This is a genomic window from Anaerovorax odorimutans (genome assembly GCF_024459955.1).
Lineage (GTDB): Bacteria > Bacillota > Clostridia > Peptostreptococcales > Anaerovoracaceae > Hominibacterium > Hominibacterium odorimutans_A.
The window spans coordinates 195,081-214,704 of the sequence record NZ_JANFXK010000003.1 but is presented as its reverse complement, the minus strand read 5'-3'; the positions used below and the strand labels follow the sequence as shown (position 1 = coordinate 214,704).

Annotated in this window: 15 protein-coding genes; 12 read left to right on the top strand and 3 right to left on the bottom strand. The window is 47.6% G+C overall.

The genetic code is table 11. The features are described from left to right. The first annotated feature begins 59 nt into the window (after positions 1-59). The 8 genes from NE619_RS04560 (at position 60) to NE619_RS04525 (ending at position 11,449) form a co-directional block, all read left to right on the top strand. A complete protein-coding gene (locus NE619_RS04560; protein WP_256131184.1) occupies positions 60-1,481 on the top strand; it encodes an APC family permease in 1,422 nt (473 codons plus the stop codon). After that, complete coding sequence (locus NE619_RS04555; RefSeq protein ID WP_256131183.1) at positions 1,482-3,452, top strand: ATP-binding protein; 1,971 nt, start codon at positions 1,482-1,484, stop codon at positions 3,450-3,452. It abuts the gene before it with no gap. Beyond that, positions 3,445-4,818, top strand: a complete 1,374-nt coding sequence (locus NE619_RS04550; protein ID WP_256131182.1) for a sigma-54-dependent transcriptional regulator — start codon at positions 3,445-3,447, stop codon at positions 4,816-4,818. The genes NE619_RS04555 and NE619_RS04550 overlap by 8 nt, the downstream gene beginning before the upstream one ends. 866 nt (positions 4,819-5,684) lie before the next feature. Further along, positions 5,685-6,338: a nitroreductase family protein gene (locus NE619_RS04545; protein WP_256131181.1), complete on the top strand. Its 654-nt coding sequence runs from the start codon at positions 5,685-5,687 to the stop codon at positions 6,336-6,338. A gap of 15 nt (positions 6,339-6,353) precedes the next feature. After that, positions 6,354-6,731 (top strand): ArsR/SmtB family transcription factor, encoded by a 378-nt coding sequence (locus tag NE619_RS04540; RefSeq protein WP_256131180.1) that lies wholly within the window; start codon positions 6,354-6,356, stop codon positions 6,729-6,731. Positions 6,732-6,817: 86 nt separating this feature from the next. Further along, entirely contained in the window at positions 6,818-8,500 is a 1,683-nt protein-coding gene (locus NE619_RS04535; RefSeq protein ID WP_256131179.1) for an APC family permease, read from the top strand. A gap of 152 nt (positions 8,501-8,652) precedes the next feature. After that, the gene (locus tag NE619_RS04530; RefSeq protein WP_256131178.1) at positions 8,653-9,702 is read left to right on the top strand and encodes a cobalamin B12-binding domain-containing protein; all 1,050 of its coding nucleotides are present in this window, start codon (positions 8,653-8,655) and stop codon (positions 9,700-9,702) included. Between the two features lie 4 nt (positions 9,703-9,706). After that, positions 9,707-11,449, top strand: a complete 1,743-nt coding sequence (locus tag NE619_RS04525; protein WP_256131177.1) for a putative bifunctional diguanylate cyclase/phosphodiesterase — start codon at positions 9,707-9,709, stop codon at positions 11,447-11,449. A gap of 21 nt (positions 11,450-11,470) precedes the next feature. On the opposite strand, the gene NE619_RS04520 is transcribed toward NE619_RS04525, so the two are convergent. From NE619_RS04520 to pepF, 3 genes are read right to left on the bottom strand one after another with little or no spacing between them, the layout of a single operon-like run. Continuing rightward, positions 11,471-12,361 (bottom strand): RluA family pseudouridine synthase, encoded by an 891-nt coding sequence (locus NE619_RS04520; RefSeq protein ID WP_256131176.1) that lies wholly within the window; start codon positions 12,359-12,361, stop codon positions 11,471-11,473. A 21-nt stretch (positions 12,362-12,382) separates the two neighbouring features. Next, positions 12,383-13,192: an NAD(+)/NADH kinase gene (locus tag NE619_RS04515; RefSeq protein ID WP_256131175.1), complete on the bottom strand. Its 810-nt coding sequence runs from the start codon at positions 13,190-13,192 to the stop codon at positions 12,383-12,385. A gap of 2 nt (positions 13,193-13,194) precedes the next feature. Continuing rightward, positions 13,195-14,994 (bottom strand): oligoendopeptidase F, encoded by a 1,800-nt coding sequence (pepF, locus tag NE619_RS04510; protein ID WP_256131174.1) that lies wholly within the window; start codon positions 14,992-14,994, stop codon positions 13,195-13,197. 138 nt (positions 14,995-15,132) lie between these two features. On the opposite strand from pepF, the gene murI reads away from it, so the two are divergent. From murI to NE619_RS04490, 4 genes are all read left to right on the top strand, one after another. Then, positions 15,133-15,960, top strand: a complete 828-nt coding sequence (gene murI / locus NE619_RS04505) for a glutamate racemase (protein ID WP_256131173.1) — start codon at positions 15,133-15,135, stop codon at positions 15,958-15,960. Further along, the gene (locus NE619_RS04500; protein ID WP_256131172.1) at positions 15,957-16,574 is read left to right on the top strand and encodes a hypothetical protein; all 618 of its coding nucleotides are present in this window, start codon (positions 15,957-15,959) and stop codon (positions 16,572-16,574) included. The genes murI and NE619_RS04500 overlap by 4 nt, the downstream gene beginning before the upstream one ends. Before the next feature lie 71 nt (positions 16,575-16,645). Further along, positions 16,646-16,831, top strand: coding sequence for a hypothetical protein (locus NE619_RS04495; RefSeq protein WP_256131171.1), 186 nt, complete (start codon positions 16,646-16,648; stop codon positions 16,829-16,831). 553 nt (positions 16,832-17,384) lie between these two features. Next, positions 17,385-19,622, top strand: coding sequence for an ATP-binding cassette domain-containing protein (locus NE619_RS04490; RefSeq protein WP_256131170.1), 2,238 nt, complete (start codon positions 17,385-17,387; stop codon positions 19,620-19,622). Positions 19,623-19,624: the final 2 nt, after the last annotated feature.

Here is a 19,624-nt window from a genome sequence, read left to right as displayed (position 1 = left end):
AGGGTAGTGGGCAAAAGCCCGCTGCCTTATTTATTATAATCAACGACACGGAGAACCGTATGGAAAATAATCGCAACAGTTTGAGCAGGGTTCTGGGACGGACGGACATTCTGGCTATCGGCTTCGGTACGATGGTGGGCTGGAGCTGGGTCATGCTCGCCACTACCTGGCTGACGCAGGCAGGATTCTGGGGAACGATCATCGCCTTTATAATTGGGGCCCTTATCATTATGGGGGTCGGCGGAGCCTACGGAGAGCTTACTTCCGCTCTGCCGCTGGCCGGCGGAGAAGTGGTATACGTATACAGAGCGATGGGAGCCAAAGCCGCCTGGATGGTAGGCTGGGTCATGGCGCTGGCCTATCTGGGAGTTGCCGCCTGGGAAGGCATCGCGCTGGCTACGGCGCTGGATGCGATGTTCCCGGTAGGACAATTTCTGCCTCTTTGGGACATTGCCGGATATACGGTACATATTTCCTGGGCCATTATCGGTATGATCGGGGCGGTTATCATGCTGCTGCTGAATCTCTTTGCCACCAGGCCGGCCATTATCTTTCAGGTTATGGCCACCGCTGCGGTGATGATCGTGGCCCTGATGCTGCTGTTCGGAGGCTTTACCTTCGGCAGTATTGACAATATAGGCGATAATTTTCGCTCACTGGATGGGTTTATCTATGTGTTTCTGATGATTCCCGCCATGCTGATCGGTTTTGACGTGATTCCGCAGTCCGCGGAAGAAATGAACATCCCGCCCAGGGGAATCGGAAAGATGGTTCTGGTCTGCATCATTTTCAGCGTTGTCTATTACATGATTATCATCGTTGGTCTGGCTCTGTCAGCGCCTGTGGAAATCCGCATGTCGGGGACGATCCCTGCCGCGGATGTGATCGCTTACGCCTATGGTGACGATACGCTGGGTACGATATTGATCTTTGGAGGCGTGCTGGGAGTGCTGACTTCCTGGAACGGATTTTTTATGGGAGCGACCCGGCTGCTCTTTGCCATGGGACGGGCTAAGATGCTGCCGGAGATATTTGGATGGGTCCACCCTAAATATAAGACACCCTGGACTGCGACGATTTTGGTGGGAGGCGTATGTATCGCAGCGCCGCTGCTGGGAAAGAACGCACTGATCTGGTTTGTGGATATCAGCGCCTTCTGTTCGCTGTTCGGCTACTGCTGGGTATGCCTTTCTTTCGTGATACTGAGGATAAAAGAACCGCAGCTGTCCAGACCTTTTAAGGTTAAATTCGGACTTCCGCTGGGAATCTCCATTACGGTTATCGCAATCCTCTATTTCATTATTTATGTTCAGGATACTCTGACAAACGCCAATTCTCTGGATGAAATGATATTGCTGGGAGTGTGGATGCTTTTGGGAATCGTTATGGCTGCTCTGGCCAAAAGAGAATTCGGCAAGATTGGAAGGCAGGAAAGAGAACTTCTGATCTTCGGTGAAAAGCTGGCGAGGAGGGGAGAATAGATGAAAAAACGAGGAAAAGAAGTGACATTTGTCGTTATTCTTCTGGCGGCGATTCTGGCAATGGTCTTTTATTCCGCAGCCTCAGATTCCTATCGCATTTCTCCCGATAAAAGCAGCAAATTGCCGCTGAACCAGATGGAGCTTCATTATATCAAGGAAAAGAAAGAGGCGGTACTGGCCGTATCGGAGGATCTGGAATATCTGCAAAAGGGTTTCCTGCAGGAATACATCCAATCTATAATGGCACCGTCGGGCCTGGGGATAAGGCTGGTTAAAAAAGGGCAGGAAGCGGCGGATGCTGAGATTGTCCTTGTGGACGAAGAGCTTCGGGCACAGATTGATGAAGTGAATTTTACCGCGCCTCTGTTTCAGATAACCGGCACTCTGTTTGTAAACCATGGGAGCAGTTTGTCCAAAAAAAGTCTCACCGGCGTCTGCATCAAGGGGCAGTTTACAAACGAGGAAAAGCGAACAATTTCCTATGACGGGAAAGCAATCATACTGGAAGAAGTGGATTCCATTGACGAGGCCATAAAAGTGGCGGAAAAGAAAAAGATGGACTGCATTATCGGAGATCAGTCGGCTATAGTAGCCGCGCTGGACAGCAGAGGCATTGCCGATAAATACGTGGATATGTATGCCAGTCTGTATAAGAGCAATGTATGCATTATGACGGACAATCAGGATCATGCGCTCTACAGTATTTTGAATCAATGCATTAAAAATGCGGATACCAGAGTTCTGATGGGACGGGCTCAGGAACATTGGTTTGGGATTGGAGATCCGCTTGTGCAGGAAGGCAGGTATAAGGACGCCGCCGCGCTTCTGATTATTGTTTTTGCCGCAGTGTTCTGTGCTTTCTTCTTTTATTACCAATCCAATAAGAATTTGTACAATGAGCTGACAGAGCGGATGAACCAGCTGACAGCCAGTAAACAGGAGATGCAGACTACATTCAACGGCGTTTCCTATTACATGGCCGAGCTGACTCCAGAGGGGGCCATTCTGGATATCAATAAAGCCTTTCTTGGATATGTGAACCGCCAGGTTATGGGGAGTACCATTGCCGAAGCGCTGGAGCTGCCGTCTGAATTGGAGAAAACCCTGGAAACAATGCTGGCGGATACCAGGGACACGGGCAGGGGGACTTCCAGGGAGCTTACATTGAAGAATCACATATTAGAAGTGAATATTTTTCCGATACTGAATCCCAAGGGGGAAACGGAAAAACTGCTCTTCATGGCCAGTGATGTGACGCGGGAGAGAATGGCTGAGCGCCAGATGCTGCAGGATAATAAGATGATCGCAGTAGGCCAGCTGGCGGCAGGCGTAGCCCATGAAATCCGCAATCCTCTGGGAGTGATCCGCAACTACTGTTATGTTCTCAAAAACATGAAGGATGAAGAATCCCAGTCACAGGCCGTACAGGTTATTGAAAAATCCGTGGATACGGCGGGGAACATCATCGACAATCTGTTGAATTTTTCCCGTATATCAAAGAAGCAGGTTCAGGAAGTATATATAAAAGAACATATCAGCTCAGTCATTTCTCTCAACAAGGGAATGATGAAAAAGAAACAGATCGGCATCTTTGTCCGGTGCGGCGAGGATTTTCAGGTGAAAATGGCTGTGGAATCCTTTGACATGATTTTTATTAATCTGGTGTCCAATGCCATTGATGCTATGGACCAGATGGGACAGCTGACCATAGAGATTTATCGGACAGAAGATGAATTCTATGTGGAGGTACAGGATACGGGAACAGGAATCGAGGAAGACATCATAAAAGATATCTTCAATCCTTTCTTTACTACGAAGAGTATGACGGAAGGAAACGGACTGGGCCTCTACATCGTATACAATGAAGTGCAAAAGATGAATGGAGAAATCAAAGTTGACAGCAAAGTGGGAGAAGGAACCACCTTTAAGGTGATTCTGCCGATCAGAACGGAGGAAGATAATCTTGAGTAAAGGTAATAATTTTAATATTTTAGTAGTTGATGATGAAAAAGACTATTGCGATGTGCTGAAAATGATTCTAACCGGAAAGGGCTACAAGGTGGATACCTGCGGAAACGGTGAGGAAGCGGTGAAAAGACTGGAGAAAAAGCCCTTTGATCTGGTGATTACGGATCTGTGCATGCCGGTGATGGACGGGCGCCAGCTTTTGGAAGAGATCAAGAAGCGGGAGTACGATACGGAAGTAATCATGCTGACAGCCCACGGGACCATTGAAAAAGCCGTGGATGCCATGAAGGCCGGAGCGTATACGTATGTTACTAAGGGAAGAGATCCGGAAGAGCTGTTTCTGGAGATTCGCAAAATCCGGGATACAAAGAAAATCCGCAGAGATAATGCGATTCTCAAGGAGAAGGTCAATGGAAAGTTCATGCTGGAAAGCCAGAATAAAAAGTACCGGCAGATGCTGGAACTGGCGGAGAGGGCGGCTCAAAGCGATTCCAATATTTTGATCCTCGGAGAGTCCGGGGCAGGAAAAGAGGTGCTGGCTTCCTTTATCCATCAAAAGAGCAAGCGGTGTGACGCTAACTTTATGGAACTGAACTGTCAGGCTCTGTCGGAATCCATTCTGGAATCCGAACTGTTCGGCCATGAAAAGGGGGCTTTTACCGGCGCGGACAAGCGTCGGATCGGACTCTTTGAAGCATCCAACGACGGAACTCTGTTTTTGGATGAGATCGGCGGCGTTTCCATCAATCTGCAGGCAAAACTTTTGAAGGCTATTGAAAACAAGCAGATCTACCGGATGGGCAGCAGCACGCCCATCAATGTGGATTTTCGCCTGATTACGGCGACCAATCACAATTTACAGCAGGATATGAGCGACGGCTGCTTTAGAGACGATCTGTTTTACCGGATCAGTACCATTGTTCTGGAACTGCCTCCGCTCCGCGATCGCCCGGAAGATATTCCGCTGTTCATCGAATACTTTTTCGATAAGTACCAGAGGGAAATGAATAAGGTCATATCCAATGTCGAGCCGAGAGTCAGCGAGCTGCTCAACGGATACCATTACCCGGGCAATGTCCGCGAATTAAAAAACATTATCGAGCGGCTTGTGGTTCTTTCGGAAAAGGGGGAAATTCTCGAGGAGTACCTTCCATCGGATGTGGTCAAGAATCAGAATTACCGCCCGGCTGCAGCAGCAGCGGAAATCGATTATACGGTTTCTTTGCGGGATTACCGCAGCAAGGTGGAAAAGGAATATATCGAAGGCCTTTTGGAACGTTACCCGAAGGATATGAATAAGGTTGCGGAGATATTGGATATATCCAGGCGGCAGTTGTTTAATAAGTTGGTGGAGTATGATCTGAAGTAGAAGGCAGAACCCCTTTTGCTTCGGCAAGGTCCTCGGGCAGCGTTGTATCGCTTTGCGATACGCTGCCACTGCGGAGTTTGCCTGCGCAAAAGGGGTTCTGCCTTTGGGAAAATGAGGCTTTGATTTGGGGGAGCATCCGCCCTGGGGGCGGATACGGATTGTTTTGGGAGATGTGTGGAGAGGCTTCGGCAAGGTTCTCAGATTGCGTTTGGTTGTGGTGCGACCTGCGGGCTTGCGGAGTTTGCCTGCGCAAAAGGGGGTCTGCCTTGGGAAAGTAAGGCTTTAGTTGGGGAGGGTATCCGCCCTTTTTTGCTTTGGCGGGGCGGATGCGGATTGTTTTGGGAGATGTGTGGGGGAGGCTTCGGCAAGGTTCTCGGACAGCGTTGTATCGCTTTGCGATACGCTGCCGCTGCGGGGTTTGCCTGCGCAAAAGGGGTTCTGCCTTTGGGAAAATGAGGCTTTGGTTGGGGGAGCATCCGCCCTTTTTTGTTTTGGAGGGGCGGATGTGGTAACTTTTTTTGAAAAAGGGGGTGCGTTTACGCAAAGTTGTGGGTTTGAGAGGGGTTGGGGCTGTGAAGAAATGAAAGTTTGTGCTGCTGATTGGTTGGGAGGCCGCGGGAACGTTGAAAAGTGCGTAACTTTTCGAAAAAAATAAGAATAGTTACCAGTATGTTTCTCGGCCTGGCGTTTTAAGATAAATAGCGTCAGCATCAGGTTTTATATTTGATTTACCGGTCGAGTTGGTCCGAACTTTAATAAAACGTTAGTGACATGCTGGGTCCATCTTGATTTACTTTACGGATGTTGTTTTTTGTTAACGAAATGATATAATCCGATTAAACAAATAAACAAAAGGAGATTGCTTTATGGAAGTTTTGGAAATTATAAGAAGTCGCCACAGTGTTCGTCAGTATACTGATAAGAGGATCGAGGATGACAAACGTGAAGTATTAAATGCATTAGCCAGAGAGTGCAATAAAAAGAGCGGGCTTAACATTCAGATTATATATGATGAGCCTAGGTGTTTTAAAGCGTTCTTTTCAAAAGTCGCAAAATTCAAGAATTGCGCAAACTATATTTCAATCGTTGGCAAGAAATCAGATCCAGATCTGGATGAAAAGGCAGGATACTATGGCGAACAACTTGTATTGAAGGCCCAGGAACTTGGATTAAATACTTGCTGGGTTGGATTTACGCATGGTAAAGGTGTAGCAAAGGTGGAAACGGATGAAAAACAGGTAATTATAATTGCGCTGGGGTATGGCGCTAATCAAGGCGTAGCGCATAAGAACAAATCTATATCGGAGATTTCAAACATATCAAATAACATGCCGCAATGGTATGCGTCCGGTGTAGAGGCTGCGCTTCTTGCGCCGACAGCTACAAATCAGCAGAGGTTTCATATTGAGTTAAAGGAAGAGTCCGCAAAGATTACTGCGGAGAATAAGTCTTTTGCCTTTATAGATTTAGGGATCGTTAAGTATCATTTTGAAGCCGCATCCGGACATAAGTGTGAATAAGGAGATACGGAATTCATGGACGCGAAGAAAGAAATTGACCAATTGGCAGAAGACTTTCAGTCATTTCAAAAGGTGCTGACCGCAATAGGCGATGAGACACGACAATATTTACTCTTGATCATGATGAAATCCGGCAGGTGTGACGGGATGCGCGTGCAGGAGATCGCAGAAAAAACGAATCTTTCCAGACCGGCAGTATCGCATCAGATTCAGATATTAAAAGATGCCGGGTTATTGAAGATTAGAAAAGAAGGAACAAAGATTTACTATTACTATGCCCCGGATTTGGATACTTTTGACCGATTTGTGGATGTATTCGTTAGAGCAAGAAATCTGACCGCAATGATACCAAAGCAGCCCCTTCCAGAACAAAACGCATTTTCTGTTAAATAACTAACAATTGCGAATTTTCTGAAAAAGGATTATAATTAGGATGAACTTAATGAACACTGATTGTAATTTTGTAAGGAGGTGTTAGCATGAGCGAAATGAAGAAAAGCTCAGCTATGGTAGATGTTGGAGAACATGGGCTAAAGCAGCATGATATAAAAACATCGACCGTGGTGTTCATGATCTTCTGTCTGGTAGCCGCAGGCTGCTATGGGATAGAAGAAATGATTCCGGAATCCGGACCCGGGCTGACGATTGTTATGCTGATCGTTCTGCCGTTCGTATGGGGGATGCCGTTCGGGCTGGTAGCTGCGGAGCTGGGTTCAGTGAGGCCGCAGGAGGGCGGTTATTATAAGTGGGTTCAGGAGGCTCTGGGCGAGTTCTGGGGATTCCAGGCCGGCTGGTGGAGAACCGTATCCATTTATATTGATAATTCCCTGTATGTCATTCTGGCCGGAGGATACATTGCGGGACATTGGAACCTGTCTTCGACTACGGAATTAATCATTAAAGTCGTGATTATCGTATTTTTTATTTGGATCAATATCAGAGGTATAAGGGATGTTGGTGTTGTAAGTACAATTCTGGCCATTTTCGTTATTGCGGCCTTCGCTATGATCGCAGTATGTGGATTTACCAATATGGATCATAATCCGTTTGTACCGTTTACCGCGGATGGAGAAATCATGGGAGTACATGGCATTGCTTTCGGAGACTGGGTATACTACATAGGTGCCGGACTTGCGGTTGGCATGTGGATGTATTCAGGGTACGAATCCATGTCTACCATCGCCGGCGAGGTGAAGAATCCTCAGATTATTCCAAGGGCAACCATAATTACCGTACCTTTAATTATGGCCACTTATATTTTACCTACTGCGGCAAGTATCGGTTCTTTGGGCCGCTGGGAAGAGTGGGGAACAGAAGCAGGAACTGTCGGATACGCAGATGTAGCCGAACATTTCTGGGGTCCGGCATTCGGCGTGTTCTTTGTAATCGTAGCCGTAGTAGCAAACTGTTCTATTTTCAATACGTATATTGCTTCCGGCTCCCGGGGCTTCTTCGCATTGGCTGATGATCATCTGGCCCCGCCGATCATGGTCAAATGCGACAAGAAACACGGCGTTCCTTACGTAGCCGTACTGTCGGTAGGAATCGTTAATCTTATCCTCTGTCAGTTTGGTTTTGCGCAGGTTGTAATTGTGGACGTATTTATGCTGGTAGCATCCTATATCATGGTATATCTGTCAGCAATGATTCTCAGAAAGCGGATACCGAAGGAGGAGTACAAATTTAAAATCCCCGGCGGATATGGTTTCCTCTGTTTCATCTGTATCATGCCGATCATCATTGCTCTGCTGCTGTTCTTCTTAAACGGCACGGATTATTTCATCGGCGGCATGATCGGTATTGTATCCGGTCCGGTGCTGTACGTGATCTGGAAGTGGATGTACGGCGGTCTTGCGAAAAAAGATCCGCAGAGATTTCCGATCAATACGAAAACAAAGCTGGCAGTCGGTGATTTGAGGAAGATGTGCGGTATGTTCCTGGGCTTTGCTGTAATGGGCGGTCTGGCGGGACCTTGGCTCAGATGGTACGAAGGCGATTGGGGTCCTGAATATTATCAGGAAACATATGGAAACGGCTTCCTGGGCAATTTCGACGCTATGATCCACGCAATCGGGATCGCAGCGATCATCTTTGCCGTTATCGGTGTAGTGCTGGGGCTTCTGAGTCTTAAGCTGGAGCCTAAGAAAAACAGGCTGGATTAGAACTATACCTCTTTAAAGCCTTATTTACGGAAAAGAACGGTGTTCTGGCAGACAGAATCACCGTTCTTTTCTTTTCATTCCAGGATAAAAGTTGTATAATATTTATAATTTGTGATGCAGAATATAATTGCTGTTTAAAAAGGAGACTGGAGATGAGCTTGCTGCAACTGGATAACGACCCGCAACTTCAAGGTATAGCAAATGAGATTTTTCGGCAGCTGTTTCAACAAATGCCACAATTGGATGAACCTGCGAAAAGGAATATACGTCAGGCGATCGCATGTAATCTGGGAGATATCTGCGCCGCCCTGGAACTGGAGGATAATAAGCTGTTCACATACAGCACAGGCTGGTTTTACCGGCTGCTCTGCCCGCGGATGCCCTCGCGGACCACAGAAGCGATAAAGGATCTGATCTTGAAGGGCTATGACATGTTCGGCGCGTATGCCGGGAAGCGAATCGGCCCCGGAAAGCAGAAACAGCTGCAGGAGAGGATGCGCTCAGCTGTCGCTGCGGCGGGAAGGGAGCATGAAAACAGCAGTTGCGCAAGCAATGATACAGAGGATAGCTATGGAAAAGAAATCCAGGAGTTATTAGACTGCCTTCTGAGCTCCCAAATCCGGGATGCAATCTTTCTGGTTTCGGAATACAGAAAAAGAGGTATCCCCCTGGAGGACATCTATGTGGACATTACGGCCGGGTCCATGCGCAGAGTGGGTGACATGTGGCATCAGTATGCGATATCGGAGGCGCAGGAGCATTACTGTACGGCTACTGCTCAGCTGGCGCTGGCTCAGTTCTATCCGGTTATTTTCAGGCAGGAGAGAAAACGCAGAAAGGTTCTGGTGGCTTGTGTCGGAAGCGAGCTGCACGAAATGGGAGCACGGATGGTCGCGGATCTCTTCGAGTACGATGGGTGGGACAGTATCTATCTGGGGGCCGAAGTTCCTATTGATTCCATTCTTTCGGAGGCAAAACGAAGCGGGCCGGATCTTCTTGCGCTTTCGGTAACCTTGCCGCAGCACCTGCTGGACTGCAGGGAGGCTGTCAGGCAGGCACGCCGGCGGTTTCCTGATATGCGGCTGGCTGTCGGCGGCAATGCTTTTTCGCATACCGATGACATATGGGAAGAATGGGAAGTTGACGTTTATACGAAGGATGCCAGGGACCTTGTAAAATGGGCAGATAAGGCAATGGGATGAGGATATGCTAGGATATATTGCAGTATGTGACATATATGGAAATGTTGACCGGGTGATGGGGAGCATTCCTTCAGAGCTGGCCGTCAGAGTTGAGAATGTGGGACAGCTTTTCAAACAGACGGAGCAGCAGAGCGCTCTGCTGGAAAAAAGCGATGGCAGGGTGGTCTCTGTTTCTGTCTGTGCGGAATACGCAGGCAGAGAGGGACAAAGGAACGCCTATGCGGCGGCAAAGAACGTCGGCGACCGGATTCTTTTTCTGCTGTGCGATATTGAAGAGAACGAACAGCTTACCAGGCTGATGGAGCTGTACCTTTCGGCGGCCGCCCAAATACATGCGGATAAAGGGAAACCTTCTGACTACGATCAGCTCCAAAAGATCAACAATCAACTGATTAATTATCAGAGAGGGCTGGCGCGGGCCAATGAACGACTGAAACAGCTTTTGGAGGAAACCCGCGAGGCTAAGAGTACGATTGATGTTCTCGGCAGGGATCCGCTGACCAACCTTCTTACGCAGACGGCGTTTTTCGAGAATGCGAAAAAGCTGCTGAGGGAAAAGCCGGAGCAGGATTTTGATATCGTTGCTGTGGACATCGAGCGATTTAAAATTGTAAATGATGCCTTTGGTGCTCCCCAGGGGGATGAGCTGCTGGTCAGAATGGCCCACTTTCTGCAGAGCGTTCCCGCAGAAGGGGAAGCTTTATTCGCAAGAGCCAGGGCCGATAAGTTCTATGCCATGGTTCGCCGGTCGGAGGAGTTTTATGGTATCTTGAGAAAAAAGATGGCTCTGTTTGAAGAGACTTATCCTCTGCCCATGCGTCTTCAGATCAAAATCGGAGTTTACGCGGTTGAAGACAGGGAAATGGAAATCGTTCGGATGTGCGATCGGGCTGTTTTGGCGGCGGACAGTATCAAGGGAATCTATGACCGGGAGATGGCGTTTTACGATGATTCTCTGCGCGAAAAAATGATGCGGGAGCAGAAAATTATCGACACCATGGAAGAATCTCTGCAGCAGGGGAATTTTCAGGTGTTTTTACAGCCCAAAGTGGAAATCGGCACGGGAAAACTGATCGGGGCCGAAGCACTGGTGCGTTGGGATCATCCGGAATACGGAATGATATCGCCTGCGGATTTTATTCCGCTGTTTGAAAAAAACGATTTCATCTATAATCTGGATCGGTTTATGTGGGATAAGACCTGTCAAATCATAGAGATGTGGAAAAACAAGTTCGGCTCCTTTGTGCCGATATCGGTGAATGTTTCCAGAAAAGATCTCTACCATGGAGATTTGCCGGACGTGCTGACAAAGCTTACGGCGAACTATCATCTGAATCCTTCCGATTTGCATCTGGAAATAACCGAATCAGCCTATGTGGCGGATTCCCACCAGCTGCTTGCTGTCATAGGGCAATTGAAACAGATTGGCTTTGTCATTGAGATGGATGATTTCGGAAAGGGATACTCCTCGCTCAATACCCTATCGGAGCTGCCCATCGATATTTTGAAGCTGGATATGGAATTTCTGAAACCGGGGAAGAATATTATGCGCAGGCGGGAAATCATGCGGCTGGTCATTGATCTGGCCACCAGACTGAAGCTGCAGGTAATCGCAGAAGGGGTAGAGACGGAGGAGCAGAGGGATCTTTTGAAGGGAATGGGCTGTAAGTACGCCCAGGGGTATCTGTACGGCAAGCCTATGCACAGAGAGGCGTTTCTGCGCTATTTAACCGGCATCTATGCATAGGGCTAAAGTTTGAACGTTCCCTTAACGCAGCTTTTCCAGCAGTGTCTCCATGTCCTGGGGAAGCGGCGCTTCAAAGGTGACAGGTTTTCCTGTGACCGGATGGGAAAGACCCAGCCTGAACGCATGGAGCGCCTGGCGTTCAATAAGAAACGGGTTGGTTTCACCATACAGATGGTCGCTGACAATGGGATACCCAATATGGGCCATATGGACGCGGATCTGATGCGTACGGCCTGTTTCAAGGGCCAGCTCCACGAGGGAAAAGCCTGCCCGAAAACGTTCCACTACTTTATAGTGGGTGAGAGACGGGGCTCCGCCTTCCACGACGGCGCGTTCCACGCGCTCAGGATCCGGCTGGCCCACTGGCAGGTCGATGGTTCCGGTGTCGGACTCTACAAGCCCTTTGACAATGGCCAGATAGCGCTTTTCCACCAGACCGGCCTGACTCTGTTTCATAAAACTGGCCTGGCAGTGGGAATTTTTGGCCACGGCAACCAGACCGGAAGTATCCATATCCAGTCGGTTCATAAAGCGTATTTTGTAGTTCTGGCCGCTGTCCAGCATGTATTTCATAATGCCGTTGGCCAGGGTATGGTTGGAATGTCCTTTGGTGGGATGGACCACAAGACCCGGCTGCTTGTTGACAATCAGCAGGCTGTCATCCTCATAGACAATGGAGATGGGAATATCCTCAGGAATAAAATTGCTGGTTTCCCGGGGAAACTCTATGGTAATCACATCGCCGGTTTTTACTGGCAGCCATCCGGCTGTCTGCTCTCCGTTGAGATAAACCAGCTTCTCCCGTTTGATCTTGCCCCGCGTACGTGCGGAAAAGTCGAATTTATGACGCAGTACGCCTTTCACATCTAAGTCTTTATCTTCTTCTGTAACAATATATTTGAATTGGCTCATAGTTCTCCCTGAATATGTGTATTATAAAAATTTTGTTTTAACCTTGTCCCAAAAATCGTAAGACTCGAATCGCAGCAGATTAATGATGGTTTTGGAAAATTCTACTTTGATTTCCCGGACAGCGGTGTATGCGTGCTCGATTCCGTCGTTCATGAGAAAGATGCGGTTATTCTTGGAAATCTCCGGCACCACGCCTAAGGACAGCTCCGAAGGCAGGAGGATGCTGGAGGTGAAGGACCGATACGCAGTGGTATTCATAGGCGCGATAGGGGTCACCTGCAGCAGTTTGATCCGGGGATCTACGATGGACCCGCCCAGGGAATAGTTGTAGGCTGTGCTGCCTGCGGAGGTGGCTACCAGAATGCCGTCGCCGCTGAACTTTTCAATGGGACTGCTGCCGATGGAGATATTCAGATGGACCGAATAGGAATGGTTTCCTCTGATGACGATCTCATTGAGTCCCCGATGGACCTCTTTTGTTCCGTCCTGTGTGGTGACGGTAGCCTGTACCGTATTGAGCTGCTGCAATGTGTATTTTCCAGCCTGGTAATCCCGGATAAACGCATCCAGCTCCTGCGGGTCTTCCGGTGCCACTTCCTGGAAAAATCCCAGGTGGCCGGTATTGATCCCCACAAAAGGACTGGCCGGAAAATCGTAGGTATGTACGGCCTGGAGAAACGCTCCGTCACCGCCGATACATACGATCAGCTCACTGTCCGGGGAATATTCTTCCCGGACAGTAAAGCCGTTTTTTTCAAATTTTTCAACGAGGATTTCTTTTGTTTTCTGCGACAGATTGGTGCCGTTTGTAAATACGTTAATGCTTCTCATTTTTATACCAGCTTCTCAAATTCATCCACAAGACCCTTGAAAATTTCCATGGCCTGCTCAATTGGCGCGGGCGTGCTCATATCGACGCCTGCCAGCTTGAGCAGCTCGATGGGATGATCGCTTTCGCCGGTTTTTAAGAATTCAATATAGGCATCTCTCGCAGGAGCCCCTTCCGCCAGAATCTTGCCGGATATGGCCGTGGCGGCGGAATAGCCGGTGGCGTACTTGTAAACATAGAACGCATTGTAGAAATGCGGAATGCGCGCCCATTCGTAACGGATGGTGTCATCCTTTTCCACGGCAGGGCCAAAATATTTATCATTGAGTTTCTGGTATTCTTCACACATCCATTCCGCAGTCAATACCTGACCATCCTCGATGGCTTTGTGGGTCAGATGTTCAAATTCGGCGAACATGGTCTGGCGGAAGAGGGTAGTGCGGAATTCTTCAATATACAGGTTCAGCAGATATTTGCGCATTTGCGGGTCCGTTTCCTTGTCCAGAAGGTGACGCATCAAGAGAGACTCGTTTACTGTGGAAGCAACTTCTGCGGTAAAAATGGAGTGGCTGCCGTAGATATAAGGCTGAGCCTCCCGGGTATAGCTGGAATGCATAGAATGTCCCATTTCATGGACAATGGTAAAGACATCCTTGAGGGTATCCGTATAGTTGAGCAGGATATAGGGCATGCTGTCATAGCTGCCAAAGCTGTAAGCCCCACTGGTCTTTCCTTCGTTTTCATAAACGTCGATCCAGCCGGCTTTGATTCCTTTGTTCATTCGCTGGATATATTCACTGCCCAGCGGCGCCAGACCTTCGCGCATCATATCCAGAGCCTGTTCGTAAGGGATCTTTTTCTTGGGCAGCTCCACAAGGGGTACATAGATATCGTACATCTGCAACTGATCTACGCCCAGCAGCTTTTTACGGGTTTCCATATAGCGGTGGACCGTAGGAAGGTTATCGTTAACCACCTTGACCAGGTTGTCATAGACTTCTTCCGGGATATTGTCGCCGGAAAGGGCAGCCTGACGGGCAGAGCCGTATTTACGAATGCGGGCGCTGATGACATCGGTTTTCGTATTGTAATTATAAGCGGACGCGATGGTGTTAATCATGGATTTGAAAGCGGCGTACATGTGGTCGTAGGCTTCTTTTCTGACTCTGCGGTCATGGCTTTCCATGAAAGTGATATAGTTGCCGTGGGTTAGTTCTACCTTGTCGCCGTCCTCATCGGTGATAGTTCCGAATTTCAGGTCCGCATTGTTGAGCATGGTAAAGATATCGTTGGTAGCGCCAGTGATTTCGCCCATCTGCGCAAGGATGTTTTCTTCTGCCTTAGAAAGTACATGTTCCTTTTCCCGCAGCACGTCCCGGATCACGAATTCGTACTGCTTGAGTCCGGCCTCTTCTTCAATATATGAGAGGAGGGTATCCTCAGAAGCGTCTAAAAGCTCCGGCGTGAAAAAGGACATGGCGGCGGAAACCTGAGCGATAATGCTCTGACATCTGTCAGTCATTGCCTGGTATTTTGTCTCCCGGTTGTCCTCATCGCGGCGCATCCTGGCATAAACAAAGACCTTCTCCAGCTTCTGCCAGATGGCGTCCCGTTCGCGAAACGCGGCCAGAAGCGTATCGGCGCTTTCCGTCAAATGTCCGGCAAAGCGGCCGTATTTCTCAGTCTGAGCCAGAACCTCTTTAATGTCGGCCTCGATAGTCCCTTCGTCAGGAAACATGTCCTCTATGTTCCATTTGTATTTTTGATCGATCTGATCCCTCGTTTTCAGTGATTTGTCACTCATATTTGTTAGCCTCCTATAAATTTGTATCGAGAAAAATCTCGGTAAGCGCATTGCGAGTCTCTTGACTTTGGCGTATAATAAAGCGTATTATACATAATGCGTTTATTATACCACAAAAAGGAAAGGAAAATCACCAGGATGGATAATCGACCTATAGGTTTTTTTGACTCGGGACTTGGAGGGCTGACCTGCATCCCAAATTTGATGAAGACATTCCCCAAGGAGCGAATCATATATTTTGGGGATACGGCCAGGACGCCCTACGGTTCCAAGGCCACCTCTACGATTAAAAGCTTTTCCATGCAGATCGCGGATTTTCTTGTGAGGAACAATGTAAAGATGATCGTCATTGCCTGCAATACGGTCAGCGCGACCTGTCTGGAGGAACTGCAGGAACGGTTTCCCGATGTGCCTGTGGTGGGAATCATTCGTCCGGCGGCGGAGACAATTGTCAGGAGCTGTTCTACCATGAATAAGATCGGGATTATTGGAACGAAAGTAACGATCCAGAGCGGCGCTTATAAAGAGCAGATACATAGCCTCAATGACGAGATGGACATCTATGAGACTCCGTGTCCCGCTTTTGTTCCGCTCATCGAGGAAGGAATCATACAAAACGATATCATGGACCTGACCATCAAATATTATATGGATGATTTTATTCTGGAAAACAGACTGGACACCATTGTGCTGGGGTGCACCCATTATCCTCTGATCCGTTCCAACATCAAACGGATTTATCCTTCTCTCAGGATCATAAATCCTTCGGAAGAGATCATTCACAGCATTGAGAAAATTCTCAGAGAAAAAGATATGCTGGCCGGTGACTTTGAATTTGAGAACGTTTTTTATGCCAGCGACCTTTCTGAGAACTTTGTCAATATGATTGAGAGGATCTTCCATGAGGAAGATATAAAAGTAAAGTTTAAAAATCTGGAACTGGAAGCAGTGGAGGAAAAGAAATGAATTTTGAAACCTTGTTGGAATTTCTGGAGCTGGAAAGCGCGGACGAATTTGAGTATTTTGAAAATCTCGCAGATCTTGTGGAGGCGGACGCGGAAATTCTGCCGGAAGCGGTCTATCAGCTGTTTGAAGGCGTGGAGATGGAAATTCTGGGGGAGCTTTTAGAGAATTACTTTGAAGAAATGCTTAAGTCCGTGCCGGAGGACACAGTGGAACTCTATACGCTTCTGGACTCGGTGAAAATGGCTTTGATCGGCATGTCCCGCAATATTGAGGAAGACAGCGATCTGGTGCTTCTGGCCGATGAATTTACCCGTTTCCGCAATTGGTACTCGCTGGATTCTGTGGTATGGGTCCGTGAGATCGGAGAAGGCGGACGCGAGAAGGGTATGCCCCTCAGGGACGCTCTGACTCTTTCCCGTGTGGAACAGCTGGGCGGGGAATCTTACGAATATATTTTTGATGAAGCGCTGGATTTTGAGATGGACCAGTACAGTATGTCTTTTGCTGATCTGGCGGCGGACGATCTGGCAGAGGAACCGGAGGATGAGGACGAAGAAGAGGATCCTCAGCTGAAGTACACGGACTATGTGTTCACTCCTGAAAAACTCCACTAATCACAGTTTTCACAGTTTGCCGATGACCTGCATAGTATGAATTAAACAATTTGTATTATGGAGGTTTTTTTATGGATGAAAGAGAATGCTGCGAACGGGAATGTTTGCGGGACTGCAAGGAAAAATGCTTTGAGGAATGCTGCTGTGACAACAATAACAGCGGAAATATCATCTGGATCTTAATTCTGGTATACTTACTCTTCTGTAACAATAACAACGGTCACGGAAAAGGCGGTCTGTTCGGCGGCCTGTTCTAAGCAGCGGAGAATGCCGCGCCAGTAAAACGGCGCGGTTATTTTTTTGCCTGCAATTTCCACGGCTGCTTTCCGGGAGCCGGGAGAAAAGAGGCAACTTGCTAAATGCTGGAGATCTGCAGCTGCGGATGGAGAGAAAATTTGAAAAAGCCGCAATTTATGTTCCGTACGGACCCTTTTTCAGCGGACAGGAACATAAAGTAAACTTATTCAACCCTCTAAACTTATTACTTTGCTTCTATATTGACAGATGTGCAGATGAATTTGCGCATCTCTATTTAAAAACACGCAAAATTGTTTGAACTTCCTGTACAATTTTAAAAAAGTGTGTTCGCAAAATGACCACAGAGTGCTATCTGGAACATAAAATGATAATTGGAATTTTTTTGAATCTATCTTAAAGGGGCTGGGGAAGGAAAGCAAGTAGATGTAAGATCTAGCATTATTATAACCTTCTGCAAAGACCATTTTTCCCAAAACAGCTGATGACAAGGCCGATGCGTTATGGTAAAGTAATAAGATAGTGTAGCGTAGTGTATCAATAGAAGAAAGGTTGGTGAATTTTTTGATTCGCTTAAAAAACGTATCCAAATTCTATTACAGCAAAGGCATGATCGCCAGCGGTTTTTCCAAGGTGAATCTTGAATTTGACGTAGGCGAATTTGTTGTTATCACAGGAGAGTCGGGAAGCGGCAAGTCCACTCTGCTCAATGTGATCTCCGGGCTGGACTCCTACGAAGAAGGAGAGCTTTACATAAACGGCCGGGAGACCAGTCATTATCTGGCCGCGGACTTTGAAGAATACCGAAAAAAGTATATCGGCAATATCTTTCAGAATTTCAATCTAATCAACAGTTATACCGTTTATCAGAACGTTGAGCTGATCCTGCGGATCAACGGCTATAAAAAGAGCCAGATCAGGGAGAAGGTTCCCGCCATCATCGAGCGGGTGGGTCTCAGCGAATATTCCAAAACGAAGGTTTCCAAATTGTCAGGAGGACAGAAGCAGAGAGTTTCCATAGCCAGAGCTTTGGCCAAGGACACGTCTGTTGTCGTGGCCGACGAACCTACCGGAAACCTGGATAGTAAATCCGCGGAAGGGATTACCCAGCTTCTCAGCGAAATATCCAAGGACAAACTGGTGATCGTCGTTACCCATAACTACGATCAGTTCGCGCCTTATGCCACGCGGAAGATCAAAATGCACGACGGAAAAATCGTAGAAGACGAGCAGCTGCGGCAGACTCACTTCGCCGGCCCGGTTCAGCAGGAGGATATCCCGGTAGGGAATATTTCCGCAGGAAGCAAGCTGCGTTTGGGGCTGAGAAATACCTTCAACATCATTCCCAAATTCCTGCTGCTTTTAGTGGTGTTTCTCTTTGTAGTGCTTGCGGTCACTTCGGAATACACCACCTTTAAACAGAGTGACGATGAAGCGGCTAAAATGGGGTATAACGACTATTTCCAGAATTACAGCCAGGATCGGATCATACTGAAAAAAGCCGACGGAAAGGCATTCACAGACGAGGACTACCAAAAGCTGCGGGCTGCGAAAAACGTCAAGTCTGTGGTGCGTGAAGATATATTGATGGATAACAGTATTTATATTGAAGGTCTTGAGAATAATGATTTTGCCTATGATGCCTTCCCCAGATCGCTAAGCGATTTCAAGGGAAAGCTGGCACATGGGAGACTGCCGGAAAAGGAAAACGAAGTAGTTATAAGCGGCCCCTCCGAGGATTACTATCTGAGATCCGATAACGTAGATGGACTTATCGATCATACTTTTTCGATTATGACGCCTACGGAAACGACAATGAAGGTGAAGGTGGTCGGCGTGGCTTATGAAGAACTGGCCAATGACATGTCCTTCTACGGAGGCAATATTTACATGCAGGACAGCCGTATTGAAAAGCTGCTGCGGGAAACCTACGGCTACAGAAGTCAGGTAAAGACCACAGCAGGGGACACGGTCCTTCCCTATGATATGGGCGGCATGATGTACCGGCCCGTAGCCAACAGCAACGTAGAAAAAGGCGACTGCCTGGTTTCCGAAGAGCTGAACGGATACTATAAAAAGGGAAAGGCTGCAGGGCAGGATATTACTATTTCAGCTAAAAATATTTTTTATGGCAAATCCATAAAGCTGAAAGTTAAGGATACCTATAATAAGAAAAACTTCACCGCCAAGACCGGCATCAAGGATTTCGAGGATAACGACGGCGCCATCTATATCAATAAAGCGGATTACAACAAGCTCTTTGAAGCGAAAAATTATCAGAGTACTGTTTATGTAAAGGATATGAAGGAAATCGACAGTACGGTCGCCGCGCTGAATAACATGGGCTATGAGACTTTGGCTGTCAAAGATACAATCTATGATATGTCCAATGATCTGACCTCGATCGTGCAGGTGCCGATCGCTGTCATCATACTCTTTGCCGTATTCTTTATCGCCTATTTTGTTATCCGCTTGATTTTGAGATCGCGGGTTTCCTATTTCAGCATTCTGAGAATGCTGGGACTGGCGAAAAAGAATATCCGCAGAATTCTGGATGTGGAGCTGTTCGCCATTGTCAATATCGCCTTCGGACTGTTTTTAATCGCGGTTCTTCTGGTAAATTACGATGTTATCCGGGTTGAATATCTGAAAACCCTGATCGAATATCTGAAAGTGACGGATTATATAATCCTTTACGCTGTCCTCCTTGTCATGTCTTATCTGATTTCCGGCAAATTCGCAAGAAATCTGTTTAAAAAGACGGCAATGGGATCGTTTAGAGAGGAGGCGTAGTC